This is a genomic window from Bacillus sp. A015, assembly GCF_053851875.1.
Map to the genome: position 1 here is coordinate 28791 of NZ_JBSPZB010000016.1, position 16405 is coordinate 45195.

General features: G+C 41.7%; 16 protein-coding genes. 12 read left to right on the top strand and 4 right to left on the bottom strand.

From position 1 onward, the window contains the following. Positions 1-85 precede the first annotated feature (85 nt). The gene (locus tag ACSLGF_RS13515; RefSeq protein ID WP_456006212.1) at positions 86-211 is read left to right on the top strand and encodes a hypothetical protein; all 126 of its coding nucleotides are present in this window, start codon (positions 86-88) and stop codon (positions 209-211) included. 12 nt (positions 212-223) lie between these two features. Further along, positions 224-466, top strand: a complete 243-nt coding sequence (locus ACSLGF_RS13520; protein ID WP_456006214.1) for a hypothetical protein — start codon at positions 224-226, stop codon at positions 464-466. A 35-nt stretch (positions 467-501) separates the two neighbouring features. Here the strand turns inward: ACSLGF_RS13520 and ACSLGF_RS13525 are convergent, their stop codons facing one another. Continuing rightward, complete coding sequence (locus ACSLGF_RS13525; protein ID WP_456006217.1) at positions 502-798, bottom strand: spore coat protein; 297 nt, start codon at positions 796-798, stop codon at positions 502-504. A 253-nt stretch (positions 799-1051) separates the two neighbouring features. Between ACSLGF_RS13525 and ACSLGF_RS13530 the strand changes: the two genes are divergently transcribed. Next, the gene (locus tag ACSLGF_RS13530) at positions 1052-1558 is read left to right on the top strand and encodes a YhcN/YlaJ family sporulation lipoprotein (protein ID WP_456006219.1); all 507 of its coding nucleotides are present in this window, start codon (positions 1052-1054) and stop codon (positions 1556-1558) included. Between the two features lie 156 nt (positions 1559-1714). Beyond that, the gene (locus ACSLGF_RS13535) at positions 1715-2590 is read left to right on the top strand and encodes a hypothetical protein (protein ID WP_456006222.1); all 876 of its coding nucleotides are present in this window, start codon (positions 1715-1717) and stop codon (positions 2588-2590) included. A 29-nt stretch (positions 2591-2619) separates the two neighbouring features. Here ACSLGF_RS13535 and ACSLGF_RS13540 read toward each other — a convergent pair whose 3' ends face one another. After that, the gene (locus ACSLGF_RS13540) at positions 2620-3264 is read right to left on the bottom strand and encodes a spore coat protein (protein ID WP_456006225.1); all 645 of its coding nucleotides are present in this window, start codon (positions 3262-3264) and stop codon (positions 2620-2622) included. Between the two features lie 144 nt (positions 3265-3408). Between ACSLGF_RS13540 and ACSLGF_RS13545 the strand changes: the two genes are divergently transcribed. The 3 genes from ACSLGF_RS13545 (at position 3409) to ACSLGF_RS13555 (ending at position 10402) form a co-directional block, all read left to right on the top strand. Next, positions 3409-6789 (top strand): CheR family methyltransferase, encoded by a 3381-nt coding sequence (locus ACSLGF_RS13545; protein WP_456006228.1) that lies wholly within the window; start codon positions 3409-3411, stop codon positions 6787-6789. Between the two features lie 86 nt (positions 6790-6875). After that, positions 6876-9782, top strand: coding sequence for a 5'-nucleotidase C-terminal domain-containing protein (locus ACSLGF_RS13550; protein WP_456006231.1), 2907 nt, complete (start codon positions 6876-6878; stop codon positions 9780-9782). Positions 9783-9835: 53 nt separating this feature from the next. Then, complete coding sequence (locus ACSLGF_RS13555; protein WP_456006234.1) at positions 9836-10402, top strand: class D sortase; 567 nt, start codon at positions 9836-9838, stop codon at positions 10400-10402. A 41-nt stretch (positions 10403-10443) separates the two neighbouring features. Here the strand turns inward: ACSLGF_RS13555 and ACSLGF_RS13560 are convergent, their stop codons facing one another. After that, positions 10444-11352 carry an RluA family pseudouridine synthase gene (locus ACSLGF_RS13560; RefSeq protein WP_456006237.1) on the bottom strand — a complete coding sequence of 303 codons (909 nt, stop codon included), beginning with the start codon at positions 11350-11352 and terminating at the stop codon, positions 10444-10446. A 109-nt stretch (positions 11353-11461) separates the two neighbouring features. Here ACSLGF_RS13560 and ACSLGF_RS13565 point away from each other — a divergent pair, with 109 nt between their 5' ends. The 3 genes from ACSLGF_RS13565 to ACSLGF_RS13575 all read left to right on the top strand — a co-directional run bounded on the left by ACSLGF_RS13565 (position 11462) and on the right by ACSLGF_RS13575 (position 14342). Further along, a complete protein-coding gene (locus tag ACSLGF_RS13565; protein ID WP_327925494.1) occupies positions 11462-11812 on the top strand; it encodes a DUF5365 family protein in 351 nt (116 codons plus the stop codon). A gap of 310 nt (positions 11813-12122) precedes the next feature. Further along, the gene (locus ACSLGF_RS13570; protein ID WP_456006240.1) at positions 12123-12788 is read left to right on the top strand and encodes an HAD family hydrolase; all 666 of its coding nucleotides are present in this window, start codon (positions 12123-12125) and stop codon (positions 12786-12788) included. A 15-nt stretch (positions 12789-12803) separates the two neighbouring features. Continuing rightward, the gene (locus tag ACSLGF_RS13575) at positions 12804-14342 is read left to right on the top strand and encodes a GNAT family N-acetyltransferase (protein WP_456006243.1); all 1539 of its coding nucleotides are present in this window, start codon (positions 12804-12806) and stop codon (positions 14340-14342) included. A gap of 45 nt (positions 14343-14387) precedes the next feature. On the opposite strand, the gene ACSLGF_RS13580 is transcribed toward ACSLGF_RS13575, so the two are convergent. Further along, on the bottom strand, positions 14388-14804 hold the full coding sequence (locus ACSLGF_RS13580; RefSeq protein WP_456006246.1) for a hypothetical protein: 417 nt from the start codon (positions 14802-14804) through the stop codon (positions 14388-14390). Positions 14805-14971: 167 nt separating this feature from the next. Between ACSLGF_RS13580 and ACSLGF_RS13585 the strand changes: the two genes are divergently transcribed. Further along, on the top strand, positions 14972-15388 hold the full coding sequence (locus ACSLGF_RS13585; protein ID WP_456006249.1) for a VOC family protein: 417 nt from the start codon (positions 14972-14974) through the stop codon (positions 15386-15388). A gap of 88 nt (positions 15389-15476) precedes the next feature. Further along, positions 15477-16394, top strand: a complete 918-nt coding sequence (locus ACSLGF_RS13590; RefSeq protein WP_249705397.1) for an AEC family transporter — start codon at positions 15477-15479, stop codon at positions 16392-16394. Positions 16395-16405 lie beyond the last annotated feature (11 nt).

Sequence of the window (16405 nt, forward strand, 5' to 3'; positions counted from 1 at the left end):
TTTTTAAAATTACTAAAATTTGTTGCAAAAGAAAAGGGAAAAGGGATAATTAATAAAAATTTCAATTATGAGAGGTTTGAAAAGAATGCGGAGAAAACGATTCCCAGATGAAACGGATTGGCTTTCTTTTTTTGAAACAGAGCCTGATGAAGAGCTTGATCAACAGATGCCGATTGAATATCAAGATGTGACGTTTCGATTTGAGAACTAAGAGGAGTAATTCGTGGTCACCATGTCGCTCGAGATGCAAGAATTCTACTTAAAGGCCGTTCGAAAAATGAACGCTTCGGTTTTAGGGATATATGATTTTAAAACCGTGCGTCATGTAGAGATTAAAAAGGACCGGCAAAAGGAGAAAGAGCTGTTGCTCATATTAGATACTCGTGACCGGTTTATCACAACGGTTGAAATCACTTTTTTACCTTCCTTTTGTCTGATGGTCAAAGAACATTTTTCAGGAGAATAAACAGGAGCCTTTTTCTAGAAAGGCTCCTGTTTGACTTATTTGTGCTCGATGTCATTGATCACTTGCTGGATGGATTCATCATCCATCACATTCATGACACTTTCATCAATGTGAAGAGACTGTGCATAAGACTCTTTTGGCTGATGTGTTCTTGATGCTGACTGATGCTGATTCGTGTGATTTGGTTGGACAGCTGTGAACGCTTGCTTGATCATTTGCCCAACTTCAGCAGTCCCTTTTGATTCTTTGTGCGAGTGTGTTTCATGACGAAACGGCTCTTGATGTTGATGAGCATTGCCTTTCATCATTGAAAACATATTCATTTGAGTCATGCTTCTCAACCTTCTCCGTAATACTGGGGAGAATAATGCAATGATGGCTGTTGAAGCAGCGATTATTGTGCCAGTGCTCATGCCTGTTCTTTTTTTAAACAAACGAATCCCTCCATTTGGTCGTGATGATCTTTCATCATGTTTAGGATGACCAAACGAGGCTGAATTATGAATTCATTTTGCTGAAATAGAGAATGTGTGCATAAAAAGTTGATTGAATGAAAAACCTATAATCAAAAGGAGGGAATAATTGATGAAAAAGAAATGGATGCTTTCTTTACTACTCGTTCCAACATTGATCACCACTGGATGTGGAATGAACAACCAAGGAAATGAGCGAAGAGGAGCAATGGAGCGACAGTATGAAAATGTCACATATAAGAACGACAATATGAGACAGGATCAGCCAAATGTCCAAACACCTCAGAACGTCAAAGAGGCAGATAAGGCATCAGAGCTTGTAGCCAACATGTCTGAAGTGAAAACAGCTAACGTGCTTGTCACAGGGAAAAATGCATTTGTTGCCGTCGTGCTTGAAGGTAATAAAAGCGGCGATGTGACAGACGATTTAAAGAAGAAAATTTCAGACAAAGTAAAATCAACGGATCAAGAAATTAATAACGTGTATGTATCCACTAATCCAGACTTTGTTGATCGTATGGAAGGGTACGGAAAGCGTATTAGAAGCGGAGAGCCAATTTCAGGATTCTTCGATGAATTTACTGAAACCGTTAGACGCATCTTCCCTGAATCAAAATAGCTACGACAAAAGCCGTATGTCATATGCGGCTTTTTTGTTTGGAACCGCACCTTGCGCACCTGACTGCATAAAGTAAAAAATATATCACCTCTTGTTGATCTTTGTTTTTTCATAGAAAGAGAAAGAGGTTGCAGGATGAATTCAGGTGGGGAGTAAATGAAAGCAAAGCCGTCATTGATTCATAAAAAGCTTGTAGGCGGAATGATTGCAGCAGGTCTTATTTTTTATGCTTTCACCGCGTACTTGATTTATGTTACGTTTCAGCTGACAGAACAATATTTAGAGCAGCAGTTTTCTCCTAAAACGGTATTAACGGAGGGACTCAATAAGCAGGTCTATGAGCATATCAGAATTTACTATGCAGAGGAAGAGGCTGAATTTGTCGATCTGACAATAGAGGCCTTGGATCAGGCAAAGAAGAGAACAGCGTCGGTGTTTCAGTTTAATACTGACAAACCTTTAGACATTATTTATTTTGATGATAAGGATACGATCGAACAATTTGCCGGCATCAAACATATTACGGGTTTTTACTCTGATGATGAGCAAATGATTGGATTATACCCAGATAAACGTGAAGAATTGTTAAAGAAAGAGACACTGCCTTTATACTTTTTCAACACGCTATTCATTCATGAGTATGCGCATTTGGTTTTCTATGAAAAGGTGCACGCATACAAGGTGTCTCCAGTGATCTTTCCTCTTTGGTTCCATGAAGGAACAGCAGAATGGACGGCCTATGACGTGTTAAACGCCACGTCTGAACGGTTCGACGTCGTTCCTTTTCAATCTCTTCATTCTGATCAAGATTGGCAAGAATCTCGTATGCTCTATGAGACGGATGTTTATTTACAAAGCTATTATATGATCTATGAGCTAGTGCAGCTTTACGGACGAAGCATCATACATGAGATCATGGAGGAAACGGCGAAAACGGGCCGATTTGATAGAGGCTTTGAACAGGCGACAGGGCAGCGGCTAACTGACTTTGAAGAACAGTTTAAAGTGATGTATCAAAGAAAAAACAGCTGACCGGAGAAATGGGTCAGCTGTTTTTTTGTTTAATGAAGTGGTTTTTGCTGATTGGCTTTGCTTGGCGGCATTTGTACTTGCCCCTGCAACGGAACGAAAGTAGATGTCATGGCTTGCATGTCTTGGCTAGAAAGCTGCGGAACTTGATAGTAGGCATGTTTGTTTTGATACAAGAAAATTTCATACGCCATTTCGATAAAGTTCGGAATTTGCGCTGCAAGCACACGTCTGACAACAGGATTGGTTACTTCTAATGCTGTCATCGAAAGTAGCCCTGCGTGTGATTTGACTAGGCCGAGCATATGCCCTGTGATGCCTGAGTCTTTTACATCTTGTAATGACTGATTCGGCTTCTTCGGCTGAGAAGGTTTAATCCCATACGTCACCTGTGTATCTTCTTTCATCATATAAGTGGCAGTTTCTTCACTAGGCTTTTGTCCAGTAGAAAAACAATCTACAGTGACATTGTACTGGGACAAAACAAATTGATATTGTCGATCTAAGATGTCGGATAATGCTGGATCTTGGATGAATTGTCGTAAAATCATATATTGATCCAAAATATTGATCGTACCTGCTAAAATTTCATGTAAATCGAATAATTCATGTCCGCCATGGTTGAATTCAGGCTGGGGGGCAGTTCCTTGAACGGATGGTTGCTGATCGTTTTGCATAGAGATTCCTCCTTTTGGTTTATACAATCTGTTTTAATGTGAGGATGTTTTCCTTTTTTCATGCAAAAACATTATTTACAATTAGAGGGTTTTCTTCCTTTTTGTCGAAAAAAAGTATCAGACGAATGAACATGGGGGTACCAGATGCAGGACAAAATCATTAATCGTTTGATAGAAGATGAACTTGTGCAGGCACCAGTGATTGGCATCGGAGTTTCGCCGTATGAACAGCACCATCTTGAGGCTTTTTTTCAATCGTTTCCACACAAGCTAAATGCCTCTTTTATTGTTGTGCAAAATCGTGTGACGGCCAGTTGTATAACGGATGTGGAAGCACTTGTTTTACCGATTGGCTACCGGGCAAAAACGATTAAACATGGTGAGAAAGTCATGAAAAACACGATTTATTTTTGTCCGCAGGGTGCGGTTGTGACATTGACAGAAGACAAGCGTCTGCACATATCAGAGCAGCTTTCAACTGATCAGACATGCGCTGTCAACTCGTTGTTTCAGTCGCTTGCCAATGTGCAAAAGGAAGAGGCCTTTGCCATCTTTTTTCAAAAAGGCTTTTGTGTGGGGAATGGTTTGCTTCAATTGGTTGATCAAGGCGGTACAGCCTTATCATGCAGTGAGACAGATAGTAGACTAGACAGTATCTATCATCAACATTTTAAAGACCCTTCTACCCTTGCAGCATATATGACCAACATCATTAACATCCCACATGTCGATGTGGCAGATCCCGTGTTGGGAAGAATTGTTGAACGTCTTGAAATGCATAAAGGTATTGCCTTTTCACCCTATGAAAAGCAAAAAATGCTCTCTGTGATTCAAAAGAGAATGCGAAATGCAAAACAACCAATTTCATTATTGTCTGAGTACGATCGTTTATTAGAAATAGAACCAGATGAGCTTGAGCGTTTACATGTACAGCTGTTAAGCGGCATGACTTCTTTTTTTAGAGATATGGAAGCTTTTCGTGTATGTGAACAGAAAGTCATACCGTCGATTATTGAGAATACGATGAAAAACGGGACATCTCGATGCCGCGTTTGGATCGCTGGATGTTCTACAGGGGAAGAAGCCTATTCCTTTACAATTTTATTTTTAGAAGAAATGAAGCGAAGGCAAGTATCAATTGAACTTCAAGTATTTGCAACTGACATCAACCGGAAAGCCATTCAAACGGCAAGTAAAGGTCTTTACTCGGTAGAGTCTATGGCAAGGATGCCGGAAAAATGGCGGGCGCGATATTTCGAAAAAAAAGGTGACGTTTTTATTGTGAAGCAGTCGCTTAGAAAACATATTGTCTTTGCTCCTCACAATTTATTGATCGATTCACCTTTTATCCACCTCGATTTTATCAGTTGTCGAAATGTTCTCATGTACTTCCAGACGGAAGTACAAAAACGAGTATTGTCCCGATTCCAATATGCTTTAAAGGATCAAGGAATGTTGATATTAGGGCCAAATGAAACTGTACCCAATATCCCTCGTTTGTTTCATTTATTCAATGAAAGGTGGAACATTTACACCCATTCAAACGTTCCTAAATACAATGTACCTTGGACACATGATGCTCGTTATGTGGAGTTAAAAGAGCGAGCTGCACAATATATGCAAGAAGTGAGGAAGGATTATGACGCATGCATGGTGATCAATGATTGTGACAAAATCCTGGCGATATCTAAGGGTGCCTATTCTTTCCTAGAGCATACAGAAGTGCCAGATCAATCATGTGAATATGTGACACCTGATTATATGAAAGAGATGTTGAGCCAAACCTTTCAAAAGGTGTGGACAGATGAGACAGAGGTTGTGTTTCAGCACGTCCTCATTTCGGAAAAAGGCAGAAAGCAGTATGCAGATTTTACCGTGAAAAGTTTTGACCGCCGTTTTAAGGGAGTATACGTCATTCTTATTCGGATGAATGAGAGAGGAAAAAATCAAAAGAACGGTAGGGACAAAGGGATGCTAGATCAGAATTCAGTCTATCAACAGCGTATTGTCGATTTAGAAAATGAACTCAATGAAGTCAAACAAAAAGAGCAAGAGGCAAGGGCTCAATTAAAAGCGAAAAACACGCAAATAGAGGAGCTTGAGAAAAAACACGAACATTTTATTAATATCATAAACAACTTAAAGGTGACAAGAGAAGAACTGTACCGCCCCTCTGTGAAGCCAGAGCTTGCGACGTTGTTTGTGGACCGGGACATGAATATTCGCTATTACACTCCTACAGCTGCCTCTTTATTTACTTCAGCTCAAATAAGGCACCAGCAATCCTTTCAGTCGATGGCTAAGAAAATAACACAGGAAACGCTTTATCATGATATTCAATCCGTCATATCAGACAGGCGCGTGATCGAACGTGAAATTGAAACGAACGAAGGAGAACAATTCACTGTTCACATTACACCTATCTATGATCAGGATCATGAGGGGGCGGTGATGACATGGATCAAAATGACGGAAATGACGAAAATGAAACAGTCACTTCATCTTGCGGTGACAGCGCTTGATAACAGCCATATTCATATTGTTGTCGCAACAGAGGAAGGCACCATCCAATGTGTGAATCAGCGCTTTTGTGAGTTTGTACAGCAGCATGAATATGATCTCATCGGCAAAGATATTTTTTCTGTCTATCATTCGCTGTGTCAATGTGATGAACTAGTGAAGCAATGGGACGTTTGTTTAAGAGATGGCAGCTGGACAGGTGAGCTTTACTTTCAGGATTTATCAGGACGCGAACGATGGGAGAGAGTTTCTTTACACAGAATAGATGACCCGGACAAAATGCAGTCAACCGTGATGCGGATTTCGGAGGATATTACAAATCAAAAGCAGTCAGAGAAGATGCTGATGAAGTCTGAGATGCTGTCGGCAGTGGGCCAGCTTGCAGCCGGCATTGCACATGAGATACGTAACCCGCTTACGTCGTTAAAGGGATTTTTACAGCTGATGATTCAAAGTAAAAAGTATCAAAAGGATTATGCAGATGTGATGATGTCAGAGTTTAATCGGCTTGAGGCGATTATTAACGAATTCCTAGTGCTTTCTAGAAGCAAATCTGTGAAATTCGAGCCGGTACATGTCAATCTTCTGCTCGAAGAAGTCATCATGGTCGTTGAATCGCAGGCGGTCTTAAAAGGCGTGTCCATTCAAAAAAACCTTTCTCCGTCACTGCCAAACATTCAAGGCATACCGAATGAATTGAAACAAGTTTTCCTGAACATCCTTAAAAACGGAATTGAAGCCATGGATGGCGTGACAGGTGTCATCCAAGTGACCTCGGTACTGAAAAACAATCAAATGATGTTGATATTTGAAGACCAAGGAAAGGGCATACCAGAAGACGAAATTGGGAAACTGGGTGAACCTTTTTATACAACGAAAGAAAAAGGGACGGGCCTTGGATTGATGATGACCATTAAAATCATTGAAAGCCATGGCGGCACCATTCGTTTTGAAAGCAAAAGCCTTGAGGGGACACGGGTGATTATTACGTTTCCAATGAGTTGATGGAGATAAGTTTTACATGAAATCCATTCAACATCAATATTTACTTTGTACACTATGAGAGATGAAGTTCAAAGGGGAGAGATCTAATGAAACGTATTCTATCAATTCGAATGATCTGTTGTTTGGTTTTGGTGATCTTTAGTCTGCAATCCTTACTGCCTGGCATGATGGCAGCAGAGCAGGCCAGGGCATCTGAGAAGAAGGAAACCGTGTGGAAACAAATGAAGCCAATGAAGATCAAGAAAGCCCGTCAGCTGATAGGAGAGACGGTTATGGTGAGCGGAATTGTGACAGCAGATCAATCCGCTATAGGCAATGGGAAACTATCAACATATATTCAAGACAAAACAGCTGGAATCAATATTTATTCAGCGCAGCCTAAAAGTTTCCCGGAACTGAAAGCCGGCATGAAGGTGACGGTGACTGGCAAGGTTACGTCTTATAAAGGGCTGATCGAAATTGTGCCAGTTCAAAACCGCCTGAAGATAGATGCTGTGAATCAAACATTGCCAGCGCCGAAACGAGTCTCCATTCAACAACTGGAAACGGATCAGGCAGGTAAATATGAAGGAAGACTTGTGAAGGTAAAAGGCTACGCAGAATCAAAGCCGGATCAGCCTGCTGGCGGTGGATACAATGTGGTCATCATAGATAAAAAATATCACAGTACTATCCTTAGAGTGATGGCCGATACAGGTGCCATTGATCAGGTGAAGACAGGGAAATGGTATGAGTTTACAGGGGTTTTAAGCAGGTACGATACGCTGCAGATGCTTCCAAGACACAAGGATGATGTCAAACTGCTGAAACGCCAGCCAAAGCCGCCGAAAATCAAGAAAGAATATCAGGCAACGGTTGACCGTGTGGTGGATGGAGATACCATTCATTTAAAAAAGCCTGTGCTAGGTACAACCAAGGTGCGCTTTGTCAATATGGACACGCCTGAAACCTATCATAAGCCAACAAATGAATTAGATCAAAACCAACTGCGCTTTGGACAGCAAGCGACTGACTATTTAAAATCGCTTCTTTCAAGCGGTGATAAAGTCACGTTAAAAATTGGTCCTGAAGCGAAGGATGGCTACGGACGTCTGCTAGCTCAAGTGAAAACCAAAAAAGGGGTCAATACGAATTTAGAGCTTGTGAAAAAAGGATATGCCCCCACTTATTTCATCTGGCCAGTTGGAGATGAAAAAGACTATCATACGTTCCAACAAGCAGTTAAAGAAGCGAAGGAAAAAGGGCTGGGTATTTGGAACGAAGCGGATCCTCTGCTGGAACAGCCGTTTGAATTTAGAGCACGCGAGCAGAAAAAAGGACTCACACGTTATGTCGGTGATTCATCTGCGAAAACCTATGTATCCCCTGAAAACTGGAAAGATGTAGACGTAGATAAACGTGTCTTTTTTGCTTCAAAAGAGGAAGCAGAGCAAGCTGGATATCAGCCGGCAGAGGAATCCAGCGAAGTACCATTAACGATTTTAAGCATAAATGATTTACATGGTAAAATTGATCAAGAATACGAGCTGGATATAAAAGGTGATGGCAGTAAAGGAATGTACGGACGAATGGATTATGTGGCGGCATATATGAAACAAAAACAAGCAGCACACAAAAATACAATTACGGTCCATGCAGGGGATATGATTGGTGGAAGCTCTCCGGTATCTTCTCTTCTGCAAGATGAACCAACAGTTGAACTCATGGAGAACATTGGCTTTGATGTTGGCACGGTCGGCAATCATGAATTTGATGAAGGCGTAGACGAGCTATTGCGTATCTTAAATGGCGGAGATCACCCTAAAGGCACAAAGGGGTATGATGGCCAGAACTTTCCGCTCGTTTGTGCGAACTGTGAATACAAGGATACTGGCAAACCGCTTTTACCTGCCTATGAAATCATAGATGTCGAAGGAATTCCTGTGGCATTTATCGGTGTTGTGACGAAGTCAGCCGCAGGAATGGTGATGCCAGAAGGGATTAAAGACATTCAGTTTACAGATGAAGTGAAAGCCGTCAATGAAGCAACGAAGGAACTAAAGCAAAAAGGGGTCAAAGCCATTGCGGTACTGGCTCATATGACAGCCTCTCAAAATGGCGATACCATTACTGGGGAGAGTGCGAAGCTTGCCAAAGAAGGTGATGACGAAATTGATGTCATTTTTGCAGGACATAATCACGAAGTGGTCAATGGAGAGGTCAATGGGAAACGAATCGTTCAAGCCTTTGAATATGGGAAAGCAATTGGCGAGGTCAATGTAACACTTGACCGGAAAACGAAGGATATTGTCAAAAAGAGTGCTAACATCCAATATGTAGACCAATCTAGTATTGAAAAAGACAAGGAAGCAGCCGCCATTTTAGCTCATTACGGAAAAGAAGTTGAGCCAATCATTAGTGAGGTTGTGGGAGAAGCAGGCGTAAAAATGGAAGGCGGCTATTCAAATGATGGAGATACACCGCTCGGTAACCTCATTGCGGATGGCATGAGATATTCAATGAAAAGTGACTTTGCCATGATGAATGGCGGTGGCATCAGGCAAAACCTCGAAAAAGGGCCGATTACTTGGGGAGATCTCTTTAATATTCAGCCATTTGGCAATGTTTTAGTCAAGCTGGAGATTAAGGGGAAGGACTTGGTTGAGATCATTGAAGCACAAATATCTCCTCAATTTGGGCCAGATTATAGCATTTCGGGTTTTTCATATTCCTATGATCCGTTAACATATAAAGTAGTCGACTTGAAGCTGCCAGATGGTTCAGCCGTTGCTTTCGATCAAACGTATACACTCACGGTGAATAACTTCATGGCAACCGCAACTGGAAGTAAGTATGCGCCGATAGGCCGGCTAGGGAAAAACCCTGAAACGGGCCCAGAAGATTTAGAAGCAACCGCTTCCTTTGTGAAGAGCTTTGAGGGTGCTTCCATTGTGTATCAAAAAGAGGGAAGAATTCAAAAAGCAAAACAAGAAGAAAAGGCAGCAGCAAGCTGAAGGAGTATCATCTAAATAAAATGTAATGGTTCATCAAACGAAGGAGCTTAAGCATGAAAAAGTGGCTGGCACTTACTGTGATGACAGCAGGTATTGTCCTGCTCGGCTGGGGAATTTGGCAAATCGCCTCTACTCATCTTCAAACAGCACAATCATTAGAAGAAGCGAAGAAGGCCGTAGCGGTCGATCAAGGGATGTCAAAGAAGCAGTTTGCTCCTCAAATGGGGAAAGCTGCTGGCATTTTGACGATTCCGAAATTAAAAGCAGACCTTCCCATTGTCGAGGGGACAGATGCGGACGACCTTGCCAAAGGAGTAGGGCATTATAAAGGCAGTTATTACCCTGATCAGAATGGACAAATCGTTCTGTCAGGTCACCGGGATACGGTGTTTCGCCGGACAGGGGAGCTGGACATTGGGGATCAGCTGAAAATCACTGTGCCGTATGGTGAGTTTGTTTATGAAATCACGCATACGAAAATTGTGGATCAGCATGATACATCCATTATCACCTTGCAGAATGAAAAAGAAGAGCTGGCGTTAACTACATGCTATCCATTCCATTTTGTCGGCAATGCACCAGAGCGGTACATTATTTATGCAAAAAGAGCATCTGTATAATGGAACAAGAGCCTGCTGTTCATATGCAGGCTCTTGTTCGTTTAATGGATGATCTTGTCCATTAGCTCTGCCATATCAGGTGGAAGCGGCGCCTCTATGGTGAGATGCTCACCTGTAAATGGGTGTTTCATGTCTATTTTTTTGGCGTGAAGGGCACATCTATTTATACGATCACGTATACCGCCGTATAATGTATCTCCAGCTAAAGGGTGCCCGAGGCTGCTAAGATGGACACGAATTTGATGCGTCCTTCCCGTCTCCAATTGAAGCTTGACGGCTGTCATCTGTAGGTGTTTATTGTTTTCGATGACCTGAAAATGAGTCACAGCACTTTGTCCAGTAGGAGAGATTCTCCGTCTGACTGCATGGTGCTTGTCACGGCCGATTGCGGCATTGACGGTGCCTTTCTTTTTCTTGAACAGTCCTTCTGCGATGGCGATGTATGTTCTGTTAATCGTTTTTTTAGAAAGCATTTGATCAAGGACAGCATGTGCTAACCTGTGCTTTGCAAAAATGACGGTGCCGCTTGTGTCTTGATCAAGCCTGTGTATATGTCTCACCCGCTTCTCTTCCCCATTTGCTTGAAAGTGGAAGGCGACAAGGTTGGCCAGTGTGCCCATTTGTCCTTTCTCATTCGGATGCGTCGGTCGACCAGCTGGCTTTTGCACAATCAATAAATGCTCGTCCTCAAACAGCACCTCTAATTCACCATATTCTGGCGTGACATCACTTTCTTCCGTTTCAAATAAATCGATGATGATCTGGTCACCTGTACTGACTTTTGCTGCGTGAAGGGCAGGCTTCTGGTTTAAACGTATTTTATGATGCTCCATCCAAAAATGGATGATCGGTTTAGAAGCAGACACTTCTGTTTTTAAAAAATGACTCAATGAAGTGCCATGCTGCTGCTCACCTACTTTTAGTGAGAGTGTGTGTCCTTTTATGATCATGATATCGATTCCTCTCTTTGGGTATATATAGGAAACACTTACCTTGGCGAACGCCTTTTTTTCTGTGCTATTCTGAATGGAGAAATAACGACAGAGAGGTAGATGTCACGTGAGATTAATGAAAGCTGCTACAGACCTGCAGGAGCAGGCAATTGAAGAAATATCAAAGGATGTTGAAGATCTTTTATCCCATGTTGTCAATGAAGAGCAGCAGGAAGCGCGTCAAAAACAGCGCCCGCTTACATTCATTGATGGGGTTTATAACGGGACGATGGATGATGCTTTTCGTATTTTATCGGGCCTTCAGCTATTACATACCATTATTTTAAAACCTAAACGTCATGTAACAAAACAAGATCGTGAGTTATTCGAGCGGAACCGTGAGCAGGTCAATGCGTGCGGCTTTTCTTTTCCGTTTGACTTAGACGATTTTGTGAGCCGCCACCTTCAAAATGCGTAAAAGTTGGTGTGAACTTCCTTGTTAACTTACAAGGTGGTCGCACATACTATTTTTAAGGGAACGGAGAAACCTTCAACATCTGTAATACCAAACCCGCTCTTTTTCAACATTGCTTATTTCTCCACGAATCGGAGCGCTTGGACCTCTTGCAGAATGAATCGAACATGATAGGAGCCTGACAAAACGATGCAGGCTCCTTTTATACATAATCATTTTAGCAGACATTCATCTTTGAAAGTCAATTTTATTCACGATATGATAGCAGTGAGTATCATGTTTCAGACTTTCGTAAAAAAAAGGAGTGGCCTCGTTGGTAAAGGCGATTATATTTGATTTTGACGGATTAATTTTAGATACAGAAACACATGAATATGAAGTTTTACAGGAAATGTTTGCGGAGCATGAATCGGAGCTGCCTCTTTCTGTATGGGGGAATGTCATTGGGACGCAGGCAGGCTTTAAGCCATTTGAATATTTGGAAGAGCAGTTAGGGAAGACGTTAGATCATGAGGCACTCACATCGGACCGGCGTTCCCGTTTTCAAAAGAGAATGAAGGACGAATCAGCAAGACCTGGCGTAGAAGCTTATTTAGAAGCAGCTAAGGAGCTGGGGATCAAGATTGGACTTGCTTCCAGTTCAGATTATAAATGGGTGTCTGATCACCTGAAGCAAATTGGTCTTTTTGATTACTTTGAATGTATCCGCACGTCTGATGATGTGGAAGAAGTCAAACCAAATCCAGAACTTTATTTGCAAACCGCAAGCTGCTTAGGGGTAGAGCCGAAAGATTGCGTGGCATTTGAGGATTCTGTGAATGGCTCAGTTGCTGCCAAACGAGCAGGCATGAAATGTGTCATCGTGCCAAACAAAGTGACGAGCACGCTGCAATTTGAAGAATATGATGTCAGATTAGAATCCATGGCTGAAATCGAATTGCTCCAGCTATTCCATCAGCTTGAAAAAGAGGACCAGTAAGGGGGCAAAGACATCATGGCAGAAAAACTAGATTTAACGCGTTTTGAAAAAAGAATGGTGATCCGTAATATTAGGGAAGAAGATATTGACCGAATCATTGCGCTGCAAGAGGTATGCTTTCCGGGCATGGATCCTTGGAAACGAGAGCATCTTGAAAGTCATCTCGAGTATTTTCCGGAAGGACAGTTTTGTGCGGAATTTGAGGGAGAAATCATTGGCTCTTGTTCAAGTTTATTAATTAACTTTGATGAATACGATGATCGGCACACTTGGCAGGACATTACAGATGATGGGTACATCACGAATCATAATCCAGATGGAATGAACATGTATGGAATCGAAGTGATGGTTAGTCCTGAGTACCGCCGCATGAAAATTGGTCATCGTTTGTATGAAGCTAGAAAAGATTTAGCAAGAAGATTAAATTTAAAAAGCATCATCATTGGCGGACGCATCCCGAATTATCATAAATATCAACAGGAAATGACGCCTCGCCAATATGTTGAGCAGGTGATGCTGCACCAAATTTATGATCCAGTTTTATCTTTTCAGCTGTTAAATGAATTTAGTCTCATGCGGATCAATCCGAATTACTTGCCGGATGATAAAGCGTCTAGCACATATGCGACGTTAATGGAATGGAACAATGTAGATTATCGTCCGCAATCGAAAAGATATTATAAATCGGCCTTCCCGGTTCGAATTTGTGTGATTCAATATGCGATGAAACAAATTCATTCCTTTGAAGAATTTATGAATCAGGTGGAGTATTACGTTGATGTCGCATCAGATGCGTCGGCTGACTTTGCCGTTTTCCCAGAAATTTTCACGACACAGCTCATGTCTTATTTAGAAGAACGATCACCAAGTCTTGCGGTACAGCGGATCACGGAATATACCGAGGACTACATTAATTTGTTTACAGATCTCTCTGTGAAGTACAACATTAACATTATCGGTGGGTCCCACTTCGTTGAAGAGGAAGGGAAAATCTACAATATTGCGTATTTATTTAGACGTGATGGAACGATTGAAAAACAATATAAGCTCCACATCACACCGAATGAAAGAAAATGGTGGGGAATTTCAAGCGGTGATCAAGTCCGGGTATTTGATACTGACTGCGGCAAAATCGCGATCCAAATTTGCTACGATATTGAATTTCCTGAGCTTGCTCGGATTGCTGCTGACAAAGGAGCAAAAATTATTTTCACTCCGTTCTGTACAGAAGACCGCCAAGGCTATTTACGGGTGCGTTACTGTGCGCAGGCTAGAGCGGTTGAAAATCAGATTTATACCGTCATCTCTGGAACTGTCGGAAATCTTCCGCAAACCGAAAATATGGATGTTCAATATGCACAATCTGCTATTTTTGCCCCTTCTGACTTTGAATTTGCAAGAGATGGGATTGTAGGAGAATGTAATCCAAATATTGAAATGGTTGTCGTCGGTGATGTCGACTTAGAAATTTTAAGAAGACAGCGGCAAGATGGCACGGTACGCCAGCTGAAGGACCGAAGAAGAGACGTGTATCATATTGAATATAAGAAATAACCAAAAGAAGCGCCCCGTTATGATGCGAGGCGCTTGTTTTTATGTTTACATTTTCTTTAATGCTGATGTAGCAATGTGAGCAAAGCTTTTGGCAGCTAAAAATGGAACACCTGATTTGACGAGAGATTGATAAATCGTTTTATCTACTTGTTTCCATGTAAGAGTCGGCTCTTCTAAAAGACTTTTTAAATCAGGCCCTACATGTTGATTGAAAAATTGTTCAAATTGTTCACGCTTTTCTTGTCCTGCAATCACTTCTAATTTTTGTAACCATTTTTCTTGTTTTTGAAATGAAAGTTCAATGTTTTGTTTAATTGTGTCGGTGATTGAAGGAAGCTGAAAATCACTCTCTGTTGTGACCTGCTTAGTTTGAATCGATGCAGCATCAGCTGTCTGTGTGAATGGTGAAGCGAATAAAAGGACAGTAGTGGAGAGCATCAAAGATTTTGCGATTGTTTTCATAATGAAAACCTCCTAGTTCATTTAGTATTGTGTTCGATATTTATTATACATTTTTGTTAAAATAAGGTAATGGGTCTTGGCGCTTATTTTTTCATGTGACAAAGGGATGCCGAAGCAAAAGACGAATATACTGGAATGGAGATCATGGGTTCAAAAAGGAGAGGAATATGGGACGACAATCGAAACATTTGTATATCAACTTGCCGGTAAAGCATGTCAAGGAATCAAGGGTTTTTTTTGAGCAGCTCGGCTTTGACTTCCAACAGCAGTTTACGAATGATCAGGCCGCTTGCTTGGTCATTGACGACACGATCACCGTCATGCTGTTATCCCTTAAGCATTTTCAATCCATTTCAGAGAAACAATTGGTCGATGCAAAGCAGGCATCTGAGGTGATTATCTCCATGCGGGTCGATTCAAGAGAAGAGGTTGATGAACTGGTAGAGCAAGCGATTGCAGCAGGCGGTTCGCCGTTTAAGGAAAAGCAGGATCATGATTTCATGTATGGATGGAGCTTTCAGGATCTTGATGGTCATTTGTGGGAAGTGTTCTATATGGATGAGGAGAGAAGCGACCTTTCATAAGGGTGCTTCTTTTTTATTGTTTATCAGTGGTATGATAATGAGGAAGCAAAAGGAATAAGGAATTCATCTAGAGAAAAGTAGGTGCAGCATGGAGTTTTTACTTGTCTTAATGCCAGTGTTCGGCATTTTCCTCATAGGGTATATCGGGCAGAAGGCAATTGGTTTTGACATACATACGCTCTCATCAATGTCTTTATATTTAATGTCACCATTTCTTGCGTTTGAAACCTTTTATCAAAACAAAGTATCGATGGACTATGTGTACCTATCCATTTTTGTCGTAGGGCTTTGCCTGTCACTTGTTTTATGTGTCTTCATTTTATCTCGGATTTATGGTTATTCGAATGAAACGTATTGTGCCATGATTCTGTCGTCAGCATTTATGAATAATGGGAATTACGGTACGCCCGTTGTCCTGCTTGTTTTCGGAGCAGCTGGCTTAGATATAGCAATCGTTTTAATGGTTCTTCAGCAGCTTGTCATGAGTACAATCGGCATGTATTATGCAGCCAAGGGCGGAGAGGATGCGGGAAATCTAAGGGTCGTTTTGAAAAAAGTGCTGCGGATGCCGATTGCTTATGGGGCACTCATCGGTCTATTATTTCAGCTCATTGACCTTTCATTACCTAAAGAGCTCATGACGGGTGTACAGCTTGTTGGGGATGCAGCCATACCGACGATTATGCTCATATTAGGCATGCAGCTGGCAGTGATTTCTTTTAAACAAGTGGAGTATCGAAATATTTCCTATGCTGTGCTGTTGAAGCTGTTTATCTCACCACTGATCGCATTCGGCTTTACGCTCATTTTACCGGTAGATGATTTGGTGAAACAAATTATGGTCTTAGTTGCAGCCATGCCGACAGCAGCGAATACAACGCTGATGGCTGTACAATTTCGAACGAAGCCTGAGTTTGTCTCAAGCACGACGTTTCTCAGTACAATCTTAAGTATCGTCACTTTACCTGTTTTATTATGGATTTTATCCATGCACCCTCTGGGATAGGGGACGGCAAA

Bases quoted from the DNA above. Each gene is read 5' to 3' on its own strand.
- ACSLGF_RS13515 (WP_456006212.1), top strand. From the start codon at position 86: ATGCGGAGAAAACGATTCCCAGATGAAACGGATTGGCTTTCTTTTTTT.
- ACSLGF_RS13525 (WP_456006217.1), bottom strand. From the start codon at position 798: ATGACTCAAATGAATATGTTTTCAATGATGAAAGGCAATGCTCATCAA.
- ACSLGF_RS13530 (WP_456006219.1), top strand. From the start codon at position 1,052: ATGAAAAAGAAATGGATGCTTTCTTTACTACTCGTTCCAACATTGATC.
- ACSLGF_RS13535 (WP_456006222.1), top strand. From the start codon at position 1,715: ATGAAAGCAAAGCCGTCATTGATTCATAAAAAGCTTGTAGGCGGAATG.
- ACSLGF_RS13540 (WP_456006225.1), bottom strand. From the start codon at position 3,264: ATGCAAAACGATCAGCAACCATCCGTTCAAGGAACTGCCCCCCAGCCT.
- ACSLGF_RS13545 (WP_456006228.1), top strand. From the start codon at position 3,409: ATGCAGGACAAAATCATTAATCGTTTGATAGAAGATGAACTTGTGCAG.
- ACSLGF_RS13550 (WP_456006231.1), top strand. From the start codon at position 6,876: ATGAAACGTATTCTATCAATTCGAATGATCTGTTGTTTGGTTTTGGTG.
- ACSLGF_RS13555 (WP_456006234.1), top strand. From the start codon at position 9,836: ATGAAAAAGTGGCTGGCACTTACTGTGATGACAGCAGGTATTGTCCTG.
- ACSLGF_RS13560 (WP_456006237.1), bottom strand. From the start codon at position 11,352: ATGATCATAAAAGGACACACACTCTCACTAAAAGTAGGTGAGCAGCAG.
- ACSLGF_RS13575 (WP_456006243.1), top strand. From the start codon at position 12,804: ATGGCAGAAAAACTAGATTTAACGCGTTTTGAAAAAAGAATGGTGATC.
- ACSLGF_RS13580 (WP_456006246.1), bottom strand. From the start codon at position 14,804: ATGAAAACAATCGCAAAATCTTTGATGCTCTCCACTACTGTCCTTTTA.
- ACSLGF_RS13585 (WP_456006249.1), top strand. From the start codon at position 14,972: ATGGGACGACAATCGAAACATTTGTATATCAACTTGCCGGTAAAGCAT.
- ACSLGF_RS13590 (WP_249705397.1), top strand. From the start codon at position 15,477: ATGGAGTTTTTACTTGTCTTAATGCCAGTGTTCGGCATTTTCCTCATA.